This is a genomic window from Pseudooceanicola aquaeponti, from assembly GCF_050897975.1.
GTDB lineage: Bacteria > Pseudomonadota > Alphaproteobacteria > Rhodobacterales > Rhodobacteraceae > Pseudooceanicola.
Window position 1 is genome coordinate 165,836 of record NZ_JBPAXY010000003.1, and the last position, 19,403, is coordinate 185,238.

Annotated in this window: 23 protein-coding genes and 1 tRNA gene; 15 read left to right on the top strand and 9 right to left on the bottom strand. The window is 67.3% G+C overall.

All coding sequences use genetic code 11. The features are described 5' to 3' along the window. Positions 1–79: 79 nt before the first annotated feature. Positions 80–1,258: an aminotransferase gene (locus ACRARE_RS07495; protein ID WP_432655805.1), complete on the bottom strand. Its 1,179-nt coding sequence runs from the start codon at positions 1,256–1,258 to the stop codon at positions 80–82. A 212-nt stretch (positions 1,259–1,470) separates the two neighbouring features. Between ACRARE_RS07495 and ACRARE_RS07500 the strand changes: the two genes are divergently transcribed. Next, positions 1,471–2,163, top strand: coding sequence for a DUF4336 domain-containing protein (locus tag ACRARE_RS07500; protein WP_432655806.1), 693 nt, complete (start codon positions 1,471–1,473; stop codon positions 2,161–2,163). A 4-nt stretch (positions 2,164–2,167) separates the two neighbouring features. Here the strand turns inward: ACRARE_RS07500 and ACRARE_RS07505 are convergent, their stop codons facing one another. Continuing rightward, complete coding sequence (locus ACRARE_RS07505; protein WP_432655807.1) at positions 2,168–2,629, bottom strand: winged helix-turn-helix transcriptional regulator; 462 nt, start codon at positions 2,627–2,629, stop codon at positions 2,168–2,170. Positions 2,630–2,735: 106 nt separating this feature from the next. Here ACRARE_RS07505 and ACRARE_RS07510 point away from each other — a divergent pair, with 106 nt between their 5' ends. Next, a complete protein-coding gene (locus tag ACRARE_RS07510; protein WP_432655808.1) occupies positions 2,736–3,596 on the top strand; it encodes an SDR family oxidoreductase in 861 nt (286 codons plus the stop codon). Between the two features lie 248 nt (positions 3,597–3,844). On the opposite strand, the gene gpt is transcribed toward ACRARE_RS07510, so the two are convergent. The 3 genes from gpt to fabI all read right to left on the bottom strand — a co-directional run bounded on the left by gpt (position 3,845) and on the right by fabI (position 5,972). Then, positions 3,845–4,369 carry a xanthine phosphoribosyltransferase gene (gene gpt / locus ACRARE_RS07515; protein WP_432655809.1) on the bottom strand — a complete coding sequence of 175 codons (525 nt, stop codon included), beginning with the start codon at positions 4,367–4,369 and terminating at the stop codon, positions 3,845–3,847. 49 nt (positions 4,370–4,418) lie between these two features. Beyond that, positions 4,419–5,054 (bottom strand): LysE family translocator, encoded by a 636-nt coding sequence (locus tag ACRARE_RS07520; RefSeq protein ID WP_432655810.1) that lies wholly within the window; start codon positions 5,052–5,054, stop codon positions 4,419–4,421. A gap of 111 nt (positions 5,055–5,165) precedes the next feature. Next, entirely contained in the window at positions 5,166–5,972 is an 807-nt protein-coding gene (gene fabI / locus ACRARE_RS07525; RefSeq protein WP_432655811.1) for an enoyl-ACP reductase FabI, read from the bottom strand. A 120-nt stretch (positions 5,973–6,092) separates the two neighbouring features. On the opposite strand from fabI, the gene pdxH reads away from it, so the two are divergent. The 7 genes from pdxH to ACRARE_RS07560 all read left to right on the top strand — a co-directional run bounded on the left by pdxH (position 6,093) and on the right by ACRARE_RS07560 (position 10,604). Next, positions 6,093–6,698: a pyridoxamine 5'-phosphate oxidase gene (gene pdxH, locus ACRARE_RS07530; RefSeq protein WP_432655812.1), complete on the top strand. Its 606-nt coding sequence runs from the start codon at positions 6,093–6,095 to the stop codon at positions 6,696–6,698. Between the two features lie 164 nt (positions 6,699–6,862). Further along, positions 6,863–7,387 (top strand): cold-shock protein, encoded by a 525-nt coding sequence (locus ACRARE_RS07535; protein WP_432655813.1) that lies wholly within the window; start codon positions 6,863–6,865, stop codon positions 7,385–7,387. 176 nt (positions 7,388–7,563) lie between these two features. Then, positions 7,564–8,040 (top strand): DUF192 domain-containing protein, encoded by a 477-nt coding sequence (locus tag ACRARE_RS07540; protein WP_432655814.1) that lies wholly within the window; start codon positions 7,564–7,566, stop codon positions 8,038–8,040. Between the two features lie 91 nt (positions 8,041–8,131). Next, positions 8,132–8,208 (top strand) — tRNA-Pro (locus ACRARE_RS07545). A 151-nt stretch (positions 8,209–8,359) separates the two neighbouring features. Further along, positions 8,360–8,740 (top strand): hypothetical protein, encoded by a 381-nt coding sequence (locus ACRARE_RS07550; RefSeq protein WP_432655815.1) that lies wholly within the window; start codon positions 8,360–8,362, stop codon positions 8,738–8,740. Continuing rightward, on the top strand, positions 8,683–9,735 hold the full coding sequence (locus tag ACRARE_RS07555) for a YeiH family protein (RefSeq protein ID WP_432655816.1): 1,053 nt from the start codon (positions 8,683–8,685) through the stop codon (positions 9,733–9,735). The genes ACRARE_RS07550 and ACRARE_RS07555 overlap by 58 nt, the downstream gene beginning before the upstream one ends. After that, positions 9,732–10,604 (top strand): LysR family transcriptional regulator, encoded by an 873-nt coding sequence (locus ACRARE_RS07560; protein ID WP_432655817.1) that lies wholly within the window; start codon positions 9,732–9,734, stop codon positions 10,602–10,604. The genes ACRARE_RS07555 and ACRARE_RS07560 overlap by 4 nt, the downstream gene beginning before the upstream one ends. Positions 10,605–10,764: 160 nt before the next feature. Here ACRARE_RS07560 and ACRARE_RS07565 read toward each other — a convergent pair whose 3' ends face one another. Continuing rightward, positions 10,765–11,631, bottom strand: coding sequence for a LysR family transcriptional regulator (locus ACRARE_RS07565; protein ID WP_432655818.1), 867 nt, complete (start codon positions 11,629–11,631; stop codon positions 10,765–10,767). A gap of 105 nt (positions 11,632–11,736) precedes the next feature. On the opposite strand from ACRARE_RS07565, the gene ACRARE_RS07570 reads away from it, so the two are divergent. Both ACRARE_RS07570 and ACRARE_RS07575 read left to right on the top strand, forming a co-directional pair. Then, the gene (locus ACRARE_RS07570; protein ID WP_432655819.1) at positions 11,737–12,411 is read left to right on the top strand and encodes an RraA family protein; all 675 of its coding nucleotides are present in this window, start codon (positions 11,737–11,739) and stop codon (positions 12,409–12,411) included. After that, the gene (locus ACRARE_RS07575) at positions 12,411–13,094 is read left to right on the top strand and encodes a helix-turn-helix transcriptional regulator (RefSeq protein WP_432655820.1); all 684 of its coding nucleotides are present in this window, start codon (positions 12,411–12,413) and stop codon (positions 13,092–13,094) included. The genes ACRARE_RS07570 and ACRARE_RS07575 overlap by 1 nt, the downstream gene beginning before the upstream one ends. Here ACRARE_RS07575 and ACRARE_RS07580 read toward each other — a convergent pair. After that, the gene (locus tag ACRARE_RS07580; protein WP_432655821.1) at positions 13,076–13,846 is read right to left on the bottom strand and encodes an HpcH/HpaI aldolase family protein; all 771 of its coding nucleotides are present in this window, start codon (positions 13,844–13,846) and stop codon (positions 13,076–13,078) included. The two genes, ACRARE_RS07575 and ACRARE_RS07580, sit on opposite strands and share 19 nt — an antisense overlap. A gap of 126 nt (positions 13,847–13,972) precedes the next feature. Between ACRARE_RS07580 and ACRARE_RS07585 the strand changes: the two genes are divergently transcribed. The 4 genes from ACRARE_RS07585 to ACRARE_RS07600 all read left to right on the top strand — a co-directional run bounded on the left by ACRARE_RS07585 (position 13,973) and on the right by ACRARE_RS07600 (position 17,115). Next, positions 13,973–14,605: an alpha/beta fold hydrolase gene (locus ACRARE_RS07585; protein WP_432655822.1), complete on the top strand. Its 633-nt coding sequence runs from the start codon at positions 13,973–13,975 to the stop codon at positions 14,603–14,605. A gap of 72 nt (positions 14,606–14,677) precedes the next feature. Beyond that, positions 14,678–14,914 carry a hypothetical protein gene (locus ACRARE_RS07590; protein WP_432655823.1) on the top strand — a complete coding sequence of 79 codons (237 nt, stop codon included), beginning with the start codon at positions 14,678–14,680 and terminating at the stop codon, positions 14,912–14,914. Between the two features lie 479 nt (positions 14,915–15,393). Further along, on the top strand, positions 15,394–16,455 hold the full coding sequence (locus ACRARE_RS07595; RefSeq protein ID WP_432655824.1) for a class I SAM-dependent methyltransferase: 1,062 nt from the start codon (positions 15,394–15,396) through the stop codon (positions 16,453–16,455). 144 nt (positions 16,456–16,599) lie between these two features. Beyond that, entirely contained in the window at positions 16,600–17,115 is a 516-nt protein-coding gene (locus ACRARE_RS07600; protein WP_432655825.1) for an isoprenylcysteine carboxyl methyltransferase family protein, read from the top strand. Between the two features lie 123 nt (positions 17,116–17,238). On the opposite strand, the gene ACRARE_RS07605 is transcribed toward ACRARE_RS07600, so the two are convergent. Together ACRARE_RS07605 and ACRARE_RS07610 are read right to left on the bottom strand one after the other, a co-directional pair. Then, entirely contained in the window at positions 17,239–18,507 is a 1,269-nt protein-coding gene (locus ACRARE_RS07605) for an FAD-dependent oxidoreductase (protein ID WP_432655826.1), read from the bottom strand. Beyond that, positions 18,507–19,352, bottom strand: coding sequence for an ABC transporter permease (locus tag ACRARE_RS07610; protein WP_432655827.1), 846 nt, complete (start codon positions 19,350–19,352; stop codon positions 18,507–18,509). The genes ACRARE_RS07605 and ACRARE_RS07610 overlap by 1 nt, the downstream gene beginning before the upstream one ends. Between the last annotated feature and the right edge of the window lie 51 nt (positions 19,353–19,403).

The window sequence follows — 19,403 nt, forward strand, 5'->3', positions numbered from 1 at the left end:
CGGAAATGGGGCCCTGGGCGCGGGCCCAAAGCGTTGCGGCCTTGTTAAAGCCTTGCCTCGCAAGGGGCAAGCGCGGCCCTCAGGCGCTGGCGAAGGCGGTGACACGGTCCAGAAAGGCGGTGATCCCGGCGCGGTCCAGATTGGCCACGGCGACACGCATCTGGCGGGTGCCGCTGTCATCGCCCGGGGGGGTGAACATCGTGCCGGGCAGCATCAGGATACCGGCGTCACGCACCAGGCGCGGCGCCAGGCTGGCCGCGCTTTCGGCGAAGGGATGCGACAGATAGGCGAAATAGGCGCCCGCCGAATGCAGGGTCCAGCCGGCGGCGGCCAGCTGCTGCGTGCCCGCGAGCATGGCATCGCGCCGCGCCAGGATCTCGGCCCGTTCGCCCGCCAGCCAGGGGCCCAGGTTCTCCATCCCCCAAAGCGCCGCGATCTGGCCCAGTTGCGGCGCGCAGATGGCCACACAGTCCTGGAACTTCTCCATCTCTTCCAGAAGCTTGACCGAGGCGACGATGGCCCCGGTGCGATGCCCGGTCAGCCGGTAGGCCTTGGAGAAGGAGTAAAGCTGGATCAGCGTATTGTCCCAGTCGGGATCGGTGAACAGGTCGTGCGGCGCCGCGTCCGAGCTGTGGAAGTCGCGGTAGGTCTCATCCAGGATCAGCTTCACGCCCCGCGCGCGCGCCAGGTCACGGAAGGCGGCGATCAGCGCGGGCGGATATTCGGTGCCCGCCGGGTTGTTGGGGGTGACCAGCACGATGGCGCGGGTGCGGGCCGTTATCAGCGTGGCGGCGCGCGCAGGATCGGGCATCATGTCGGCCTCACAGGGCAGGGGCACGGCGCGTACCCCCTGCATGTCCAGCCACATCTTGTGGTTGAAGTACCAGGGCGTCGGCAGGATCACCTCGTCGCCCTCGCCGGTCAGCGCGGCGATGGTGGCGCAGAAGGCTTGGTTGCAGCCCGCCGTGATCGCCACCTGGGCCTCGGAAACCGTGCCGCCATAGGCCGCCGACCAGTCGGCGGCGATGCGGGCGCGCAGGCCCGGCAGGCCCAGCACGGGGCCGTAAAGGTGGGTTTCGGGGCGGTCCATCGCCTCTTTCATCGCCGCGATCAGCGGCGGCGGCGGCGGGGCCACGGGGGCGGCCTGCGAGACGTTGATCAGCGGGCGCTCGGCCGGAAAATCGACGCCGTCCAGCCAGCGCCGCGCCTCCATCACCGGGGGCAGAAAGGTGGCCTTGGTACGCGTGATGGATGACATTCCGACCCTCCGGGGTGCCGCGGTGTGCTGGGGGCCGCAGCGGCGGCAGCGCGGCGGCGGGTTGCCGGGAAGGCTAGCAGCGGCGCCGGGCAAGGAAAAGAGGCGGCGAAGACCCGCGCGCGCTGCGCAACGTTGTGCGCCGCAACCTTGCCGCGCTGCGGCAAAGCGCGGTAAGAGAGGGACAGACGCGACGGTGACGTAAGGGAAAAGACATGCTTGTGCCGTTTGGCCACGGCCTGTGGACCGATGAAGGGCCCGTTGCCCCGGCCCTGGCGGGCTTCGTCTATCCCACGCGGATGGCGGTGGCGCAGCTGGCCGATGGCGGCCTTTGGGTCTGGTCGCCGACCCCGCTCAGCGACAAGATGCGCCGCGATGTGGACCGGCTGGGCGAGGTGACCGCGCTGGTCTCGCCCAATCATCTGCATGAACGCTGGATGGCGGATTGGGCCCGGGCCTATCCGCAGGCCGGGATCTACATGGCGCCGGGCATCGCCAAACGCCGCCCCGACCTGCCGGAAAGCCAGGAGCTGGGCCCCGAGGCGCCGCCGCTTTGGGCCGGGCAGATCGACCAGGTGCCGGTGCCGGGCAATATCTATACCACCGAAGTTGTCTTCTATCACCGGCTCAGCCGCACGGTGCTGGTGGCCGATCTGATGCAGAACCTGCCGCGCGGCTGGTTCGGCGGCTGGCGCGAGCAGATCGCCCGGCTGGACGGGATCCTGGGCGAGGATCCCCGGGTGCCCTGGCGCTTCCGGCTGTCCTTCCTCGACCGCAAGGCGGCGCGGGCCGCCATTGGGCAGGTGCTGGACTGGCGCGCCGATCAGTTGCTGATGGCCCACGGGCCGCTGGTCAGCCAGGGCGCGCGCGGGCTGATCCATCGCTCTTTCAGCTGGCTGATGCGCTGACCGCTCAGGCGCCCGCCTCGGCGTCATAGCGCAGGCGCGCGGCGCGGATCGCGTCATGGGCGCCCGCCGCCCAGTCGATCAGCCCGGCCACCGGCACCAGCGCCGCTTCGCCCAGGGTCGTCAGGGCGTATTCCACCGAGGGCGGCTTGGTCGGGAAGACCTGGCGCGACACCAGCCCGTCCCGTTCCAGCATCCGCAGCGACTGGGTCAGCATCCGTTTCGAGATGTCGCCAACCGCCCGTTGCAGCGCCGAGAAGCGGTGCGGCTGTTGCGACAGGGCGACGAGGATCAGCAGGCTCCACTTATCGCCCATGCGGCCCAGCACGTCGCGCACCGGGCAGTTGGCCAGATCGGCGGCGGCGGTGTCGGGGCCGGTCAGGGCGGCGGCCTTTTCCGAGAAGCTTTGCAGGATCTGGCGCGCGGCGGCGTCCAGGATGACGGGGTTACCCGGATGTTCCCTTGTCATGAAATAGTGCCTCCTTCACGGGGCCGGTTGGTCGGTCTAGATAAGAGACCATACCCCGACAAGAGACCGTTGGAAAGGCCATCGGCAGGGGACAGGAGACAAGATCATGAACGGCAAGATTCTGGTAACGGGCGCCTCGGGACAACTGGGCGCATTGGTGGTGGACAGCCTGCTGGCCAAGGTGCCGGCTGATCAGGTGGTGGCCCTGGTGCGCCGCCCCGAGGCGGCGGCACCGCTGGAGGCGAAGGGCGTCGAGGTGCGTTTCGGCAGCTACGGCGACGCCCCGGCCCTGGCGGCGGCGATGCAGGGCATCGCGCGGGTGCTGCTGATCTCGGGCAGCGAAGTGGGCAACGACCGCGTCGGCCAGCACAAGAGCGTGATCGACGCGGCCAAAGACGCGGGCGTCGAGCTGGTGGCCTATACCTCGATCCTGCGCGCCGATGACAGCGGGCTGTGGCTGGCGGTGGATCACCGTGGCACCGAAAAGCTGCTCGGCGCCAGCGGTCTGCCCGTCGCCCTGCTGCGCAACGGCTGGTACAATGAGAACCTGACCGGCGCCCTGGGCCAGTCGATCGAGTCGGGCGCCATCATCGGGGCCAGCGGCAGCGGGCGCTACAGCCCGGCGTCGCGCGCCGATTACGCCGAGGCCGCCGCCGCCGTGCTGGTCTCGGATCAGCCCGCGGGCACCTATGAGCTGGCGGGCAGCGAGAGCTTCGACATGGCCGAATTCGCCGCCGAGGTGGCCCGCGTCTCTGGCAAGCCGGTGGCCTATGCCGACATGAGCGAGGCCGAGCTGAAAGAGATCTACCTGAGCGCGGGCCTGCCCGAGGTGGTGGCCCATATGCTGGCCGACAGTTCCGCCCATGCGGCGAACGGCGACCTGGAGGCCAGCGGCGCCACGCTGGAAGGGCTGATCGGGCGCAAGTCGACGCCCTGGCAAGACAGCGTCAAGGCGGCGCTGGCCTGAGACCGGGCGGGAGGGGGCTCTGCCCCCTCTTGAGCCCTCGCGGGCTCTTCCGTGGCTCCGCCCCCTTCGCCGCTGAAATCGTCCACTGGACGATTTCCGAGATGCGGCTCAGCCCCGGGATATTTTTGGCAAACGAGAAGAGGGGGCGGGGCGCGTTGATCCGAGCGCGCCGCGCGGGCGGGCCTGCGAGGCGAAATGCGAACGGGCGCCCGGTTGGGCGCCCGTTTGGCTATTGGAAAGGGGGCAGGTCAGTCCTTGCCGCGGTAGGGTTCAACGTATTGCAGCGCCATGTCCCAGGGGAAGAAGATCCAGGTATCCTGGCTGACCTCGGTGATGAAGGTCTGCACCTGCGGCCGGCCCTGGGGCTTGGCATAGACCGTGGCCACATGGGCCTTGGGGTAAAGGGCGCGGACCAGTTCCAGCGTCTTGCCGGTATCGACCAGGTCGTCGATGATCAGGATGCCGGTGCCGTCGCCCATCATCTCGGGGTCGGGGGATTTCAGCACCTCGGCGTCGCGGCGCTGATCGGCCTTGCCGCCGCCCGAGTGGTAGGATTTCACCGAGATCGTGTCGACGGTGCGGATGTCCAGCTCGCGCGCGACGATCATCGCGGGGGCCATGCCGCCGCGGGTGATGGCCACCACCGCCTTCCAGGCGCCGCCGTCCAGCGGGCCCTGATTGTCGAGCCGCCAGGCCAGGGCGCGGGAATCGCGATGGATCTGGTCCCAGGAAACGTGGAAACCCTTTTCATGCGGCAGGCGGTTGTCGACCATCGGTGATCCTTTTCGTCAGGGCGGCGCCCGGCGGTCCGGGGCGGCTGTGTCAGAAGGCGGCGACCTTGAGGCCCAGGGCGGCAAGTGCCGCGCCCAGCCCGCGGTCGATCGCGGATTTCAGACGTGTATAGCCTGCGCGCGCGCGATCAAGCGAGAAAATCCGTGCCACGGCGAGGTTCCACAGCACTTCGTTGGCAAAGACCACGGCCAGGATGGCGGCGAAAAGGCCCGGGCCCGCGTCGCGGGGCACGATGGTCACGAAGACCGCGCCAAAGAAGATCGCCGGTTTCGGATTGGCCAGCTGGGTGGTCAACCCGCGCAGGGCCAGTCGCGCCAGGGCGCGGGCCCCTGGGGCCTGCGGGGCAGTTGTGGCGCCACAGCCGGGCGTCAGCGCCAGCGGCTGATCGGCGCCGCGCCACATCTTCCAGGCCAGGTGCAGCAGATAGGCGGCGCCCGCGATCTTCAGCGCGATCAGCAGGCGGGGCGCCACCTCGAAGAGGGTCGCCAGGCCCAGCACGGCGGCGGCGGCCCAGGCCACGGCCCCCAGGCCCACGCCCAGGGCAAAGCCCGCGCCCCGGGCAAAGCCGCCGGTGATCGCCGTGCGCATGGTCATCAGCACCGCCGGGCCGGGCGAGATGGCGGCCACCAGATGCACGGCAAAGACGGTCAGCAGAACAGAGAGCATGGGCAGGCCTCAGGCAGATAGAGAGGGGCGGGCAGGGGCTGGGAAAACGCGAAACGGAGGAGCCGGGGCCCCTCCGTTTCCATCCGGGATCGGGCGGTCGGGCCGCGCGGATCAGGTCTTGTCGATGTCGGGGGCGTCGACGGCCTTCATGCCGACGATATGGTAGCCCGAGTCGACGTGCAGGTTTTCGCCCGTCACGCCCGAGGCCAGGTCGGACAGCAGGTAGAGGGCCGATTTGCCCACATCGTCGATGGTCACGTTGCGGCGCAGGGGCGAGTTCAGCTCGTTCCATTTCAGGATGTAGCGGAAATCGCCGATACCGCTGGCGGCCAGGGTCTTGATCGGGCCGGCAGAGATGGCGTTGACGCGGATGCCGTCCTTGCCCAGATCCTCGGCCAGGTACTTCACCGAGGCCTCCAGAGCGGCCTTGGCCACGCCCATGACGTTGTAATGCGGCATCACCTGTTCGGCGCCGTAATAGGTCATGGTCAGCATGGAACCACCGTTCGGCATCAGCTTTTCCGCACGCTGTGCGACGGCGGTGAAGCTGTAGACCGAGACATCCATGGTCATCTTGAAGTTTTCGCGGCTGGTGTCGACGTAGCGACCGCGCAGCTCGGATTTGTCCGAGAAGCCGATGGCGTGAACGATGAAGTCGATCTCGCCCAGATCCGCCTTCACCGCCTCGAAGGCGGCGTCGATGCTTTCCTCGGAAGAGACATCGCAATCGTAAAGATGGGTGCAGCCAAGCTGTTCGGTCAGCGGGATGACCCGCTTCTTGAATTGCTCACCCATATAGGTGAACGCCAGTTCGGCCCCGGCATCGGCAAGGGCCTTGGCGATGCCCCAGGCAATGGACTTGTCATTGGCCAGGCCCATGATCAGACCTTTTTTGCCCGCCATGAGAGTGTTCGGCATTGTCGCGCTCCGCCCTGTAACTTTCGGTCAAACTCCCTTAAGCGATAGGTCGGGGCGCTTCAAGCCTGCCCGCGCCGAAGGCGGCCGCCCGTGACCGCCTGTGCACAGAAGGAGCCAGCAATGTCGGATCGTGAGGGAATTTTTGCCGGTGAGGACCCGTTCGCCCTGGCGCGCACCTGGTTGGCCGAGGCCGAGGGGGCCGAGGTGAACGACCCCAATGCGATCGCCCTGTCCACCGTCGACGCCAACGGCCTGCCGAATGTGCGGATGGTTCTTCTGAAGGACATCCTGGACGACGGGTTTGTTTTTTATACGAATTACGAAAGTTGCAAGGCCAATGAACTTGACGTGGCAGGGAAAGCTGCGTTTGTCATGCATTGGAAGAGTTTGCGGCGGCAGATTCGTGTGCGCGGTCCGGTGACCCGTTTTGACGGGGCCGAGGCGGACGCCTATTACGAATCGCGCTCGTTGAAGTCCCGGCTGGGGGCCTGGGCGTCGCGCCAGTCGCGACCGCTGGCCTCGCGGGCGGCCCTGATGGCCGAGGTCGCCAAGGTGACCGCGCAGCATGGCCCCCGGCCCAAGCGTCCGCCGTTCTGGGGCGGGTACAAGGTGAGCCCGGTGGAGATCGAATTCTGGGCGGACGGTGCGTTCCGTCTGCACGACCGGTTCCGTTGGACCCGAGAGGCGCCGGGACGCGCCTGGACGGTGCAGCGGCTGAACCCCTGAGGGGCCCGAGCCACAGGCGACGGGTCCGAAAGGGTGTTTGAGGAGTTAAAGAATTGGCGGGAAGAGTCTTGCCGATGGTACGTGAATGTAGTTGTTAAGGAATATGTGGGTGCCGGAGCGGCTACTGTGGGGACAGGCTGCACCGGTAAGATGCGGGGAATGTTGTGAATCAGCTGGACGATAGCACCCGGAAGCTGGAGGGCCGTGTGAAATGGTTCGACCCGGCGCGGGGGTTTGGCTTCGTTGTCGCCGATGAAGGGGGGCCGGATATTCTGTTGCACGCCAATGTGTTGCGGAATTTCGGGCAAAGCTCGGTCGCCGATGGCGCTAAAGTGGAGATCCTGATCCAGAAGACCCTGAGGGGGGTCCAGGCCATCGAGGTGTTGCAGATCGCGCCACCTGATGGGGCGGGCGCCGCCGTGCTTGAGGATTTTCAGACGCTGGACCCGGAGGTGCTGCACGCCATTCCGATGGAGCCGGCACGGGTCAAGTGGTTCGACAAGATCAAGGGCTTCGGCTTTGCCAATGTCTTTGGCCGGACCGAGGATGTGTTCATCCATGTCGAGGTGCTGCGCGCCTCTGGCCTGGCCGATCTGGCCCCGGGCGAGGCGGTGGCGATGCGCGTCATCGATGGCAAGCGCGGCCGCATGGCCACCGAGATCTGCGCCTGGGAGGCCGCCAGTCGTTAGCTGACTTCGGGCGATGGCCTCCAGACGACCGATCAGACTGCGGAACAGCCCGCCCCCAGCCAGGCCCTTGCCCCTGACGCTCTCGCGCAGGCGTGACGCCGCTCTGCGGTCGGGCCTCTGGTCAGGGGGCGCCGTCCGTGGCAGGGTCCGCCCGACCCAGCGAGAGGAGCTTCGCAGTGCCCCGGATTTCAGCACGTCTTTCCGCCGCCCTCGCGGCCCTTCTGACCAGCGCCAACCTGGCCTCGGCCGCCTGCTATGCGGACCGGGCCGAGATCGTCAGCCCCGATGGGGCGGTGCAGGCCTTTCGCGTCGAGATCGCCGACGAGCCCGCCGAGCGCGCGCAGGGTCTGATGAATCGCGAAAGCATGGGGCTGGGCGCGGGGATGCTTTTCGTCTTCCAGGACGAGGGGCCCTTGGCGTTCTGGATGCGTAACACGCTGATTCCTCTGGATATCCTTTTCTTCGACGCCACCGGCACGCTGGTCACGATCCAGCAGGGCAAGCCGCTGGATGAAACCAGCCTGCCCGGCGGCATCAGCCAGTACGTGCTGGAGATCAACGGCGGTCTGGCGGCCCGCATGGGCATCGGCGAGGGCGCGGTGCTGCGCCATCCGGCGATTGATCAGAGCCTGGCCGCCGCGCCCTGCGAGTGAGGGCCGCGCGGCTTTCCTCGGACCCGCTGCCGGGGCAGGTGCAACTGCCCCTTTTCAACCCGGCCCCGAGCGGCTAGAGAGGCGCACGGTCCGGGGCGTAGCGCAGTCTGGTAGCGCACCTGTTTTGGGTACAGGGGGTCGTGAGTTCGAATCTCGCCGCCCCGACCACTTTCTCGATGACGCGCAAGGCGCCTCCGTCAAGACGGGCTGGCTTGTCGAAGCGGACGTCAGACCGGCCGTTTCCTGACGTCGCCACAGCTTCACCCCCTTCACGTTCGCTTCGCGCCGGTCGCGGGGGATCTGTGCTCAAGACCTGCCAATGCTGGCCACCATCGCGCAAATCGAACGCTGCGAAGCCGATGCTCTTGCCTCTGCCAAGGCTGCGGCGCGGGGGCATGAGCGTCAGCGCCTGGGGCAGCGCATCCCGGTCTTCTTTGCCCCGGTCCCTGGCCCTTCCCCCCCTTCTTTGGTGAAGCTTCGCCTTGCGTCGATGACGGCGTCTGTCGCGTGGGGCAGGCTCAAGATGATCCCGACGCCGCTCTATTGTTCGATTTTGTCGATTGTTTCGACAAAAATAATCGTCTTTTGTGTTAAGGTGCGACCGCCTAACGACGCCTCAGAACGATTTGCGAGGAACTTCAGTTGGCACATTTCCGTCCCCGGCGGGGCAAGGCCCGCAGCGTCTTGCGGCAATGGATGAACTCGGGGCCTGGCCGTGTCCTGCCGGGCCTTGTCCTTGCAGCTCTGATCGCGGGGCTGGCGTTCGGGCTGCGCCACATGCCTGCGATTGGCATGTTGAGCCCTCTCATCCTTGCCATCTTGATTGGCATGACGTTTCGCAACCTGATCGGTACCCCCGCCATCGCCGCAGCGGGCACCGCCTTCAGCGTCAAGCGGGTCTTGCGCGCGGGGATTATCCTGTTGGGGCTGCAACTGACCGTGCAGCAGGTTATCGCCGTGGGCGGTGTCGGCGTCGTGATCATCCTTGCCACCCTGCTGGCCACCTTTGCCTTTACCACCTGGCTTGGAGGGGTGCTTCGGGTGGACGCAGGCCTGACCCAGCTGATCGCGGCAGGCAGTTCGATCTGTGGCGCTTCGGCCGTGATTGCCGTCAACACCGTGACCCGTGCCCGGGATCAGGACGTCGCCTATGCGGTCGCCTGTGTCACGATCTTCGGTTCCCTGTCGATGGTTCTGATGCCGCTGATTGGTGGGCTGCTGGACATGGAGGCGCAGGCCTTCGGCCTGTGGACCGGCAGCTCGATCCATGAGGTCGCACAGGTCGTCGCCGCCGCTTATGCCCGCGGGCAGGACGCCGGAGAGTTCGGCACGATCGCGAAACTGACCCGTGTCATGATGCTGGCGCCGATGGTGCTGGGCCTTGGATTGCCTGTCTTTCGCAGGCTGCACCGCGACGGGGGGGACGTCGGTCGTGCGGTCCCGCCTGTGCCGTGGTTCGTACTGGGATTCGTTGCCATGGTCGGTCTGGCCAGCACGGGATGGGTGCCCGAGGCGATCGGTCGTGTCACCACCGGCATCACCCAATTCCTTCTGGCCACCGCCTTGGCCGCAATGGGTCTGGAAACGGATTTCCGAAAGCTGGTGGCCGAGGGCCTGCGTCCCGCGCTACTGGGCGCCGGGGCTTGGGTCTTCATCTCGCTTTTCAGTCTCGTCCTGATCCTGGGGCTCGCATGACGCTCGAACAACTCCGCATTTTCATCGCCGTCGCCGAGCGAGAGCATGTCACGCAAGCGGCGGCCCATCTCAATCTGACCCAAAGCGCGACCAGCGCCGCCATCGCCGCGCTGGAAGAGCGTCATGCCGTGCAGCTGTTCGATCGGATCGGGCGGCGCATCGTGCTGACCGACGCAGGCAGGCTGTTTCTGGGCGAGGCGCGCGCCGTCCTGGCCCGGGCCGAGCAGGCGACGCGACTGCTGGGCGATCTTGCCGGGATGAAACGCGGCACGCTGCGCCTCGCCGCCAGCCAGACGATCGCGAACTACTGGCTGCCGCCGCTCATGCAGAGGTTCCGCCGTGACCATCCGGGCGTCGTGCTGGAACTGGCCGTCGGCAACACCAGCGACGTGGCGCAGATGGTTCATGCCGCCACTGTCGATCTGGGGTTCGTCGAGGGAGAGATCAGCGACCCCGCGCTGGCCATCCAGAGCATGAGCGGGGACCGGCTGGCCTTGGTGGTGGCGCCCGGGCATGACTGGGCCGTCCAGCCGCCCACGGGCCCAGAGGATCTGAAGGCCGGGCCTTGGGTGATGCGCGAAGCGGGATCGGGCACCCGCGCGGTCTGTGAGGCCGCGCTGGCGGGACGCGGTCTGCGCATTGAGGATGTCGAGGTGGCCTTTGAACTGCCATCGAACGAGGCCGTGCGCGTCGCGGTCGAGGCCGGTGCAGGTGCCGCGATCATATCCACCCTGGTGGTGGCGCCGGCGATCACCGCAGGCCGGCTGGTCCCGGTCGCGTTCGAGCTGCCCCCGCGCCTGTTCCACATGCTGCGCCACAAAGAGCGGCACCTGTCATTGGCCGAGAAGACGTTTCTGGAGCTGATCTGAGGCGGCGCAGGCCATCTTGCGCCCCCTGGAACGCCATCCGAAGACGACCCTGGCGTCTGTCTTGCGCGGTCGCCCCTCTGGCCCCGACATGGGCGCGACCTTTCACGCCAACTCGCACGGGGCTGAAAATCACGGCAAAGCCCGCCTGGCCAAGAGTGATCTATCGCGGGGGCATGGCGCGACAGGCGAAGGCCAGGGCGTCCTGGGCCGGGGCAGACAGGGTTTCCCTGCGGGACGCCGCGGACACCTCAAGGGGGGCGGGGGGGCGTTCGACGGTGATCCGGGTCAGTTGGCCGCTTTCCAGCTCCTGCTGGACCGAATGTTCGGGCACCAGCGCCAGGCCCATGCCGTTCACGGCAAGGCGGATCATCATGAAAAGGCTGTCGGAGTGCGTGAACCGATGATGCCGGTCAGCGCCGAATGCCGGGGCGCGGGTGCTGTCGTGGATCGGGGAGTCCCAATTGTAGCCGATGATGGGCGAGCGGGAGAGGGCCTCGTCATCGAGCCTGTCGCCGTAGCGGGAGGGGGCACCGACCCAGATCATCGGGAACTGCCCCAGTGGGGTCAGCTTCAGCTCGGGATGCGCGGTCGCAGTCGAGAGGAAGCCAAGATCGAGCTGACCGCTTGCCAGATGCCTGAGCAAGGTCGCGCTCTGGTTCACTTCGATCTCCAGCCGCAGGGTGGGGTGCCGCGTTTCCATGTGGTCGACCAGAGCCATCAGCCAGGTGGCCGCCACCGGCCCGTTGGCGCCCAGTCGTAGCCGGGTCGCCCGGGACTGCGGGGCGTTCTGGAAGGACAGGTCGTCGGTCAGTCGCAGCACCTGACGGGCATAGTCCAGCAGCTCTGCGCCCTGGGGGGTCAGGCTGAGACCCGCATCGCGCAGCATCAACGGCACGCCCAGCTCTTCCTCCAGCCCGCGGATCCGGGCCGAGACGGTGGGCTGCGAGATGTTCAGCACCTCTGCCGCCTTGCGGAAGCTGCCGAGGCGATTGACCCAGTAGAAGGTGCGCAGGCTGTGGATCTGCATGAGGTCTCCGATGTGATCGAAAAACTCTATCGAGTGGATCAGCTATTTCAAGTGGACCCGGTCAGCGTCTCTATTGCGTGATAGGGAAAACGAGTTGGAGATCCCATGACCTATTCCCTTGCTCCCATGCCCGCCATGATCGCCGCCGACAGGCTTCGGCAACTGGCCCGGTTCGAGACCGTTCTGCTGGGGCATTTCCTCGACCGTGGGGTGATGGCGCCGCAGATCCGTCCCGTGGCGCCGGTGTCGCGGCTGGTGGGAACCGCGGTGACGCTTTGCCTGCCGGGGTTCGATTCCACGCTTCTGCATCATGCGGCGGGCCTGCTGCGGCCGGGGGACGTGCTGGTGATCGACCGGCGCGGCGACCGGCGCGCGGCCTGCCTGGGCGGTGGCGTGGCCCGGGCGATCCGCAATGCCGGGGCGGCCGGGGTGGTGATCGACGGCTGCCACACCGACACGCAGGAACTGGCAGAGCTTGGCCTGCCGGTCTTCAGTCGTGGCGCCGCGGCGCTGACCACGCGGTTGACCGGGCAGGGGGGCGCGCTGAACTGTCCCGTCTCGGTCGGCGGCGTGCCGGTCCTGGCAGGTGACGCGATCCTGGCCGATGATCTGGGCGTCGTCAGCCTGCATGTGGCAGAACTGGACGGCGTGCTGGCAAAGGCCGAGGCGCTTCAGGCGCTGACCGATCGCACCATCGCTGGCGTGGTCGAGGGCCGCCCCATCGGAGAGCTGTCCGGCGCCAGCGAGATGGTGACCGCCCGCGCCGAGGAAATTGCCTGATGGGCGCGGCGGGGGCGCAGGTCGATCGGGTCTTCGCGGCCCTTGGGGCGGGGGTGCGGGGGCTGGTCTACGACTATTCCCCGCAGCCCTTCAGCCCCGACCCGGCCCATTTCGTCCTGCCCGAGGTGATCGAGGCGCGCGGCAGCGCCGAGCAGCTGGTGGCGGATTGGTGTGGCCGGGCGCTTTACCGGGCGGATCCGGTGCAGGGGCGGGCGGCGCGGATGCTGCAACCCTTCGTCTGGAGCTATCACGCCGGAGAGCCGTCGCGCATCGCCGCCGATCTTGAGCGGCCCGAGGTTGGCGAGGTGCGGGACCGGCTGCTGTCCTGGGGGTTGGGGCGCGGCATGACGGTGCCTCTGCACCTGCCCGGGCGCGGCTTCGCCACGCTGACGGCCTTCGTCGAGACGGAGGTCGGCGAGGCGGCGCTGGCGCGCTTTGCCCTGATGGCCTTCGGGTTGCAGGACCGGATCGGCTCGATTTCGGGGCGGGGGCCGCTGTCTCCGCGCGAGGCGGAATGCCTGGGCCATACCGCCGAAGGGCTGTCGGCCAAGCAGATCGCCCATGTGCTGGGGCGGTCCGAAAGCATGGTGGTGAAGCACCTTCAGGCGGCAGCGGTCAAGCTGGGGGCGCGCAACCGCTCTCACGCGGTGGCGCTGGCCACCCGTCAGGGCTGGATCGCCTGAACCGCGCGGTTGGCCGCCTCGCGCAGCAGGCCCACGTCGGAGGTGGCAGAGACCAGGGCATGGCCGCGCGCGAAAAGGTCCTGTGCCGTTTCGCCGGGCAGGCAGGCGCCCCCCAGCATCTTGCCGCTGGCCCGGACCGCCGCCTCGGCCCGGCGCAGGGCGCCCGTCAGTTCGGGCGAGGTGAGGTCGCCGAAGGTGCCGTAGTCCGTCGTCAGGTCCAAGGGGCCGAGAAACAGCAGGTCGATGCCGGGCACGGCGGCGATCTCGGGGATGGCCTCCAGCCCGGCGCGGCTTTCGATCATCACCGCCACCAGCAGCCCGGCGTTTGCCCGCGCGGGGTGGCCCGTTTCGGCCCCGTAACCTGCGGCGCGCGACACGGTGAACTGCGCCCCGCGCCGGCCCAGGGGCGCATAGCGCGCCGCCTCTGCGATGGCGCGGGCCTGGGCCGCGCTGCGCACGTCGGCGACCATCACCCCGTCGAAGCCCGCATCCAGCAGCGGCTTGATCGCCCCGGGCGATCCGTCGCGGGCGCGGGCCAGGACGAAGGCGTCCGAGACAGAGCGGATGGCGCGCAACTCATGCAGGGCGCCAGAGAGGTCGGCCGCCGCATGTTCGCGGTCGACGATCAGCAGGGGCAGCCCGGCACCGGCCATCACCTCTGCCACGTCCGGCGCGCCGAGAAAGAGGAAGGCGCCTGCCAGGGGCGTGCCGCCCAGCAGGGTCAGGCGCAGGGATCTGTCGGAAGGGGGCATCCTATCGGCTCCGTTTTGGCGCAAGGCTAGCGGCGGCGCCGGGCCCTGGCAGCCTGCAAGATCTTGCAGCTTACGCGGTCGGGGCCGGTTGGCGCAGGATCGGGGGATGGAACGAAGGAGGGCAGGATGCCGCAGCAGATGATCAGCGAAGAGGGCTATTGCCCCTTCCGGGGGCACCGGACCTGGTATCGGGTGACGGGCGACCTGCGCGCCGGGCCGCCGCCGCTGATCGTGGCTCATGGCGGGCCGGGCTGTACCCACGACTATGTCGATGCCTACCGCGCCATTGCCGAAACGGGTCGGGCCGTGGTGCACTATGACCAACTTGGCAATGGCCGCTCCACCCATCTGCCCGAGGCGGGGGCGGAGTTCTGGACGGTGGAACTGTTCCTCGACGAACTCGATACGCTGCTGGATCACCTTGGTCTGCGCGACCGCTATTGTCTTCTGGGGCAAAGCTGGGGCGGGATGCTGGCGGCGGAACATGCCGTCCGTCGCCCCGCCGGGCTGAAGGGGCTGGTGATCGCCAATTCGCCCAGCTCCTTCCCGACCTGGGTCGAAGAGGCGCTGCGCCTTCGCCGGGAGCTGCCCGGCGGTGTCCATGAGGCGGCGCCATTTCTTCGCGGCGATCTCGCTGATCTGGGGGTGTGTCGCCAGCTGTTGAAGGATCGCGACACGTGCCGCCTCGGCATCCTCGCGTTCGCTGCGCAACCAGGCGTCGAACAAATCGCTGCCCGCCCCGTCGAGGCCGTCAAATAGCGTCTGATCGAACAACCGGGCCATCTCTTCAAGCTCGGGAACCGTCGCCTGATCGAGCGAGCGCATACGGTCGTGGATCGTCCAAAGATCGACGTCGACATCGGCCGTATCCAGTTCCACCCGTTCCCGGTCTGCAATGATCCGGAGGCGGTCGGGCCTGTCGACGATTGGGCGCAGCTTGGAAAGGGCCCAGCGAAGCGCCGCACGGGGATCGTCGGGCAGATCCCAGAACATTTCGCACAAACGCTCGCGCCGGTGCGGACGGGCCGTTGCGAAGAGGAAAGCCAGAAGCGCACGCGCCTTGCGTGATGCAGGCAGCAGCGCGTCCTGTCCCTCATCAGAAACGCGAAGCTCGCCGATCAAGGTCACTTGCATAAAGCGACTCCAAATAGATTCAAAAGTATAGGTTTTTGGGCACGTATCACCCAACGACTTCATCTCGCAATCGGCTTTGGCGGAAAGACGCCCGTGCGAAAACGACCGTTGGGCACCTGCCGCCCCGTTTCATCCGCCTGTCACGGCCCGCGCGTGGGGTTTGGAGCGGCGGGATCGGGCGTTTCGACGTCGTAACAACCCGCCCAGGCTGACGGACTGGGCCTCGGTCGCGTCTTTTCCCCTCTCTCTTGCCTCCCACACGCTTGCTGCGGCGGGCGGCAATGACGATCCCGTGATCCCGCTCAAAAAACACGGTGCTCCGGTGAACTACCACGCTGGTGACAACGCTTGAGCACACGTTGTGACCTTAGGTGCCGCCCATCTGGAACATGACGACATTGAAAGGAGTGCCCATGCGCTCGAACAACTTGCAGACCAGTGTATTGGAAACGGCAGCGAAATTTTCGGATCGGCAAAAACGCCAGGCAATGGGCGAGCAAAGGCAACGGGCCGCCTCGATCAGCGAACCCGACAATCCCGCAGAGATGGCTGACGAGCTGTCGCAAATCCTCGACACGGCGCTCTTCTTCCTCAACGGCGGGAAAGACGCGGGCCATCTGGTCGAATGCCTTGTTCTGCAATTGCATGACCTGCGAAGCGATTGCCCGGCTGACACCTGGGCCCGCCTGATCCCCATGGCGCAGGCCCACCCGATCCGTGAAAAGCTGATGGCCGATCCCTTCACCCGCCGGTCCTTCACCAAACCGCGCGGCTACTCGGGGGATGGGGTGCTTCTGGATCTGCTCTATCGTCACCCCGCCGCCCAGGCAGAGGTGCAGGGCAGCAGCGCGTTCGGCCAGGACATCTACGCCTATACCAGCGTGTCCTCCAGCGCGCTTGCGGTGCAGGAGCGGCGCGAAATCCTTGCGCAGTTCGTGGACCAGGCCGCCGACCGTCGCCCGGACGCCGATGTTCTGACCGTCGCGAGCGGTCATTTGCGCGAGGCCGAGCTGTCGATGGCGCTGGCGGACAAACGGCTGTCGCGCTGGATCGCGATGGACCAGGACGAGGCGAACCTTGCGGTCATCGCCCGGGATCTGGCCGGAACCGTGGTCGAGCCGATGTTCGGCAGCGTCAAAGGCCTGATGTCCCAGCAATACGACATCGGCGCCTTCGACCTGGTCTATTCCGCCGGCGTCTACGACTATCTGCCCTTCGACGTCGCCGCCGCGGTCACGCGCCGTCTGCTGTCGTCCGTGCGGCCCGGCGGAACGCTGCTGTTCGGCAACTTCAGCACCGAGGTCATCCCGGCGGGATACATGGAAACCTTCATGAACTGGTCCCTCCTGCTGCGAGACGAAGCGCAGATGCGCGAGATCGTCGACGCGGCGACCACCGGGCTCGAGGTCGAGACCGAACTGTTCTTCGGTGAGAACCGGCACATCATCTACGCCCGGATTTCCAAGGCAGGGTAAGCTGCGCCATTCAGGCAATCGGGTGAGAGGGCCGGTGCGCCCTTTCCCCAGGCCAACTCGCTGGGGATCGAAGTGTCGCCAGACCGAAAGAGGAACCTCGCCCTGTCAAAGGCGAGGGGGCAAACTGCTCTCAGGGGGCAATAGATGTTGACGACGATCTTTAGTGCAGCGGCCGTGGCGATACGGCTGGTCTCATTGTCTATTTCCAAGCGAAATGAGCGTGCATTGCGCAGCATCGGCGCAGTCGAGCACGGCGCCCGGACCTCCAGGGCGCTCGCCGCCGCCCATGTCCTCTATTACCTCGTCGCCATAGCGGAAAGCACCCTTCGACAGAGCGATCCCAGCTGGCTCACAGGCCTTGGGCTCGGCCTCTACGCCCTGTCGATCTGCGCTCTGTTCTGGGTCATTGCCACCCTCGGCCGCCTCTGGACGGTAAAGCTCTACATCGCCCCGGATCACCGTCTGGAAACGAACTGGGTCTTCCGCAGGATCAAACACCCGAACTACGTCCTGAATATCGTGCCGGAACTCGTCGGCTTCGCCATTGTCCTGCAAGCCTGGGCCACGCTCTTCTTCGGTCTGCCGCTTTACCTGGTGCTTCTGATTGCGCGTATTCGGCAGGAAAACCGGATCATGCGGGAGACCTTCCCGCAGTACTGAAGCCGCTCCGCAAGAAGCGCATGGATCCGGGCGTGACGGCCTGCGCCCGAGCGGCAGGCGGCAGGCCGGTTTGGCCCAAGCCTCGCTTTTGGAGGCTTGGGCCCAAGATCGGGCGCGCGGGCCCTAGATCAGCGCGCCGTTGCCCTGGAGGGTCTGGCGCACCGCCTCGGCGGTCACCGGGCTTTTGCCCGTCGCGTTCAGGGCTGCGGCAACGCCCGCGGCCTCGCCGGTGGCGAAGGCGGTCCCCATGACCCGGATCGAGCCATAGGCGTAGTCATCGGCGCCGATGACCCGCCCGGCGTACCAAAGGTTGTCCAGGTCGCGGGCGTGGATCGCGTCGTAGGGGACGTGGAAATAGCCCGCGCCGCCGACGTGTTCGTAGATCGGCTTGCCCGCTTCCGAGTGCAGCTCGATCGGCCAGGCGCCACGGGCGATGCCGTCCGCGCGCAGGCGCCCCTGCAACACGTCGTCATGGGTGATGTCGTAGCGCGCCGCAGGGTGGCGGGTTTCGCGCACCCCGATCTGCGGGCCGGTCTGGGCCAGCCAGGCGTTTTCGAACCCCGGCACCCGGGCGCGCAGGATCTCGACCAGGCCCAGGGACATCTCGCGCCCGGTCTGCTCGGCCCGGGTGAAGCTGTTCGAGGAAAGGTCGGGCATGTCGCGGTCGACCACCAGCCACCAGAAATCCGTGGTGCCCGGAACGCGGGTGAAAATGCCCGCGTCGGTGCGGTGGATCTTGTGCGGCGAGCTCTCGTTGAACTCGGCAATCGCGGCCTGCATCAGGGCGCGGTCGATCTTGGTGTCGGGGGCCAGGCCGCCGACACGGATCGGCATGGTATAGGCCTGGATGCGGCCCTGGCTGTCGCCGGTCCGCATGGGCACACCGGCCACCAACGCCAGGTTGGCGTCGCCGCTGGCATCGACGAAACTTTCGGAGATCAGGCGGAACCGCCCGTCCATGCCGGCCACGGTCACGCTTTCCAGTGCCCGCGCGGTGCGGCTGGCCGCCGCCACCCGCGAATGCAGGAAGACGTCGATCCCATGGGCCGCCAGGACCCGGTCCAGCGCCACCTTCAGGCGTTCGGGATCCAGCAGGACGATCCAGTTGTTGGTGGTCGGAGAGCGGTAGGGATCACAGGCCACGCCCATGCCGCGCATCTCTTCCAGCACCTGTTCCCCGGCGCCCGAGACCGCGCGCACCGGCTCGCCGCCCTGATGGTAGAAGCCGCAGTAGGCCAGCACCTGGGCGTTGGTCGCGGCCCCGCCGAGGAAGCCGTATTTCTCGACCAGCGCCACCCGGGCCCCGGCCTTGGCCGCGCCAAGGGCCGCGCCGATGCCGCCTGCGCCGCCCCCGGCGATGACAACGTCGTAATCGGTTTCGTGACGGGGCATCAGTTTCTCCATCCGAGGAAGTTGTTTTCGAGGCGCGAGATCAGCCAGTTCACCGTCAGCCCGAGCAGCGACAGGATCGCCACGCCGGCGATCAGCTGGTCGGTGGCCATCAGGTTGCCGGCCAGCAGCACATAGGCGCCGATGCCGTATTCCGCGCCGATCATTTCCGCTGCCACCAGCAGGATGATCGAGATCGAGGCCGCGATGCGGGTGCCCGACAGGATCCCGGGCAGGGCGGCGGGCAGGACGATCTTCCAGATGATCTGGGCCCGCGACAGACTAAAGCTCTGGCCCATGCGGATCAGCGTGCGGTCGACGTTGTCGATGGCGCTGTAGGTGGCGATGACCATCGGGAAGAAGCAGCCGAAGAGGATCGTGGCGACCTTCGAACCCTCGCCGATGCCGAACCAGATGATGAAAAGCGGCAGCAGGGCGATCTTGGGGATCGGGAAGATGGCCGAGACCAGCGGCGTGATCGCGGCGCGGGCCACCGAGGAGAGGCCCGCAGCGGTGCCGAAGATCAGCCCCAGGCTGACGCCGCAGGCAAAGCCGATCACCAGCCGTTGCAGCGAGGCCGAGAGGTGCCGCCAGAGGTTGCCGGAATTGGCCAGATCCATGAAGGCGCCAAAGGCCTCCGAGGGGGCGGGCAGCACCAGCGAGGAGATCACGCCCGAGCGCGAGCCCAGTTCCCACAGGGCGATCAGCACGACGAAGACGGCCAGACCCACCAGCTTGCGCGGTTTCGGGGCAAAGCCGCCGCCACGGAAGACGACCGGCTTGGCACTTTCGGCCTCTGGGCTTGCGGGCGCCGGGGCCTGGCCCGGCAGGGTGGAAATGTCACTCATGAAGGGTTCCTTTCACGAAAGGGCATGGCGGACGTCCTCGGCCCCGGATCG

What these genes read in the sequence shown, in the direction of transcription:
- ACRARE_RS07550 (WP_432655815.1), top strand. Translation starts at nt 8,360, where the DNA reads ATGCTGGCCACCATCGCGCAAATCGAACGCTGCGAAGCCGATGCTCTT.
- ACRARE_RS07520 (WP_432655810.1), bottom strand. Translation starts at nt 5,054, where the DNA reads ATGCTCTCTGTTCTGCTGACCGTCTTTGCCGTGCATCTGGTGGCCGCC.
- ACRARE_RS07575 (WP_432655820.1), top strand. Translation starts at nt 12,411, where the DNA reads ATGGGCGCGGCGGGGGCGCAGGTCGATCGGGTCTTCGCGGCCCTTGGG.
- ACRARE_RS07505 (WP_432655807.1), bottom strand. Translation starts at nt 2,629, where the DNA reads ATGACAAGGGAACATCCGGGTAACCCCGTCATCCTGGACGCCGCCGCG.
- ACRARE_RS07605 (WP_432655826.1), bottom strand. Translation starts at nt 18,507, where the DNA reads ATGCCCCGTCACGAAACCGATTACGACGTTGTCATCGCCGGGGGCGGC.
- ACRARE_RS07500 (WP_432655806.1), top strand. Translation starts at nt 1,471, where the DNA reads ATGCTTGTGCCGTTTGGCCACGGCCTGTGGACCGATGAAGGGCCCGTT.
- ACRARE_RS07510 (WP_432655808.1), top strand. Translation starts at nt 2,736, where the DNA reads ATGAACGGCAAGATTCTGGTAACGGGCGCCTCGGGACAACTGGGCGCA.
- ACRARE_RS07610 (WP_432655827.1), bottom strand. Translation starts at nt 19,352, where the DNA reads ATGAGTGACATTTCCACCCTGCCGGGCCAGGCCCCGGCGCCCGCAAGC.
- ACRARE_RS07560 (WP_432655817.1), top strand. Translation starts at nt 9,732, where the DNA reads ATGACGCTCGAACAACTCCGCATTTTCATCGCCGTCGCCGAGCGAGAG.
- pdxH (WP_432655812.1), top strand. Translation starts at nt 6,093, where the DNA reads ATGTCGGATCGTGAGGGAATTTTTGCCGGTGAGGACCCGTTCGCCCTG.
- ACRARE_RS07565 (WP_432655818.1), bottom strand. Translation starts at nt 11,631, where the DNA reads ATGCAGATCCACAGCCTGCGCACCTTCTACTGGGTCAATCGCCTCGGC.
- ACRARE_RS07600 (WP_432655825.1), top strand. Translation starts at nt 16,600, where the DNA reads ATGTTGACGACGATCTTTAGTGCAGCGGCCGTGGCGATACGGCTGGTC.
- fabI (WP_432655811.1), bottom strand. Translation starts at nt 5,972, where the DNA reads ATGCCGAACACTCTCATGGCGGGCAAAAAAGGTCTGATCATGGGCCTG.
- ACRARE_RS07495 (WP_432655805.1), bottom strand. Translation starts at nt 1,258, where the DNA reads ATGTCATCCATCACGCGTACCAAGGCCACCTTTCTGCCCCCGGTGATG.
- ACRARE_RS07580 (WP_432655821.1), bottom strand. Translation starts at nt 13,846, where the DNA reads ATGCCCCCTTCCGACAGATCCCTGCGCCTGACCCTGCTGGGCGGCACG.
- ACRARE_RS07595 (WP_432655824.1), top strand. Translation starts at nt 15,394, where the DNA reads ATGCGCTCGAACAACTTGCAGACCAGTGTATTGGAAACGGCAGCGAAA.
- ACRARE_RS07570 (WP_432655819.1), top strand. Translation starts at nt 11,737, where the DNA reads ATGACCTATTCCCTTGCTCCCATGCCCGCCATGATCGCCGCCGACAGG.
- gpt (WP_432655809.1), bottom strand. Translation starts at nt 4,369, where the DNA reads ATGGTCGACAACCGCCTGCCGCATGAAAAGGGTTTCCACGTTTCCTGG.
- ACRARE_RS07585 (WP_432655822.1), top strand. Translation starts at nt 13,973, where the DNA reads ATGCCGCAGCAGATGATCAGCGAAGAGGGCTATTGCCCCTTCCGGGGG.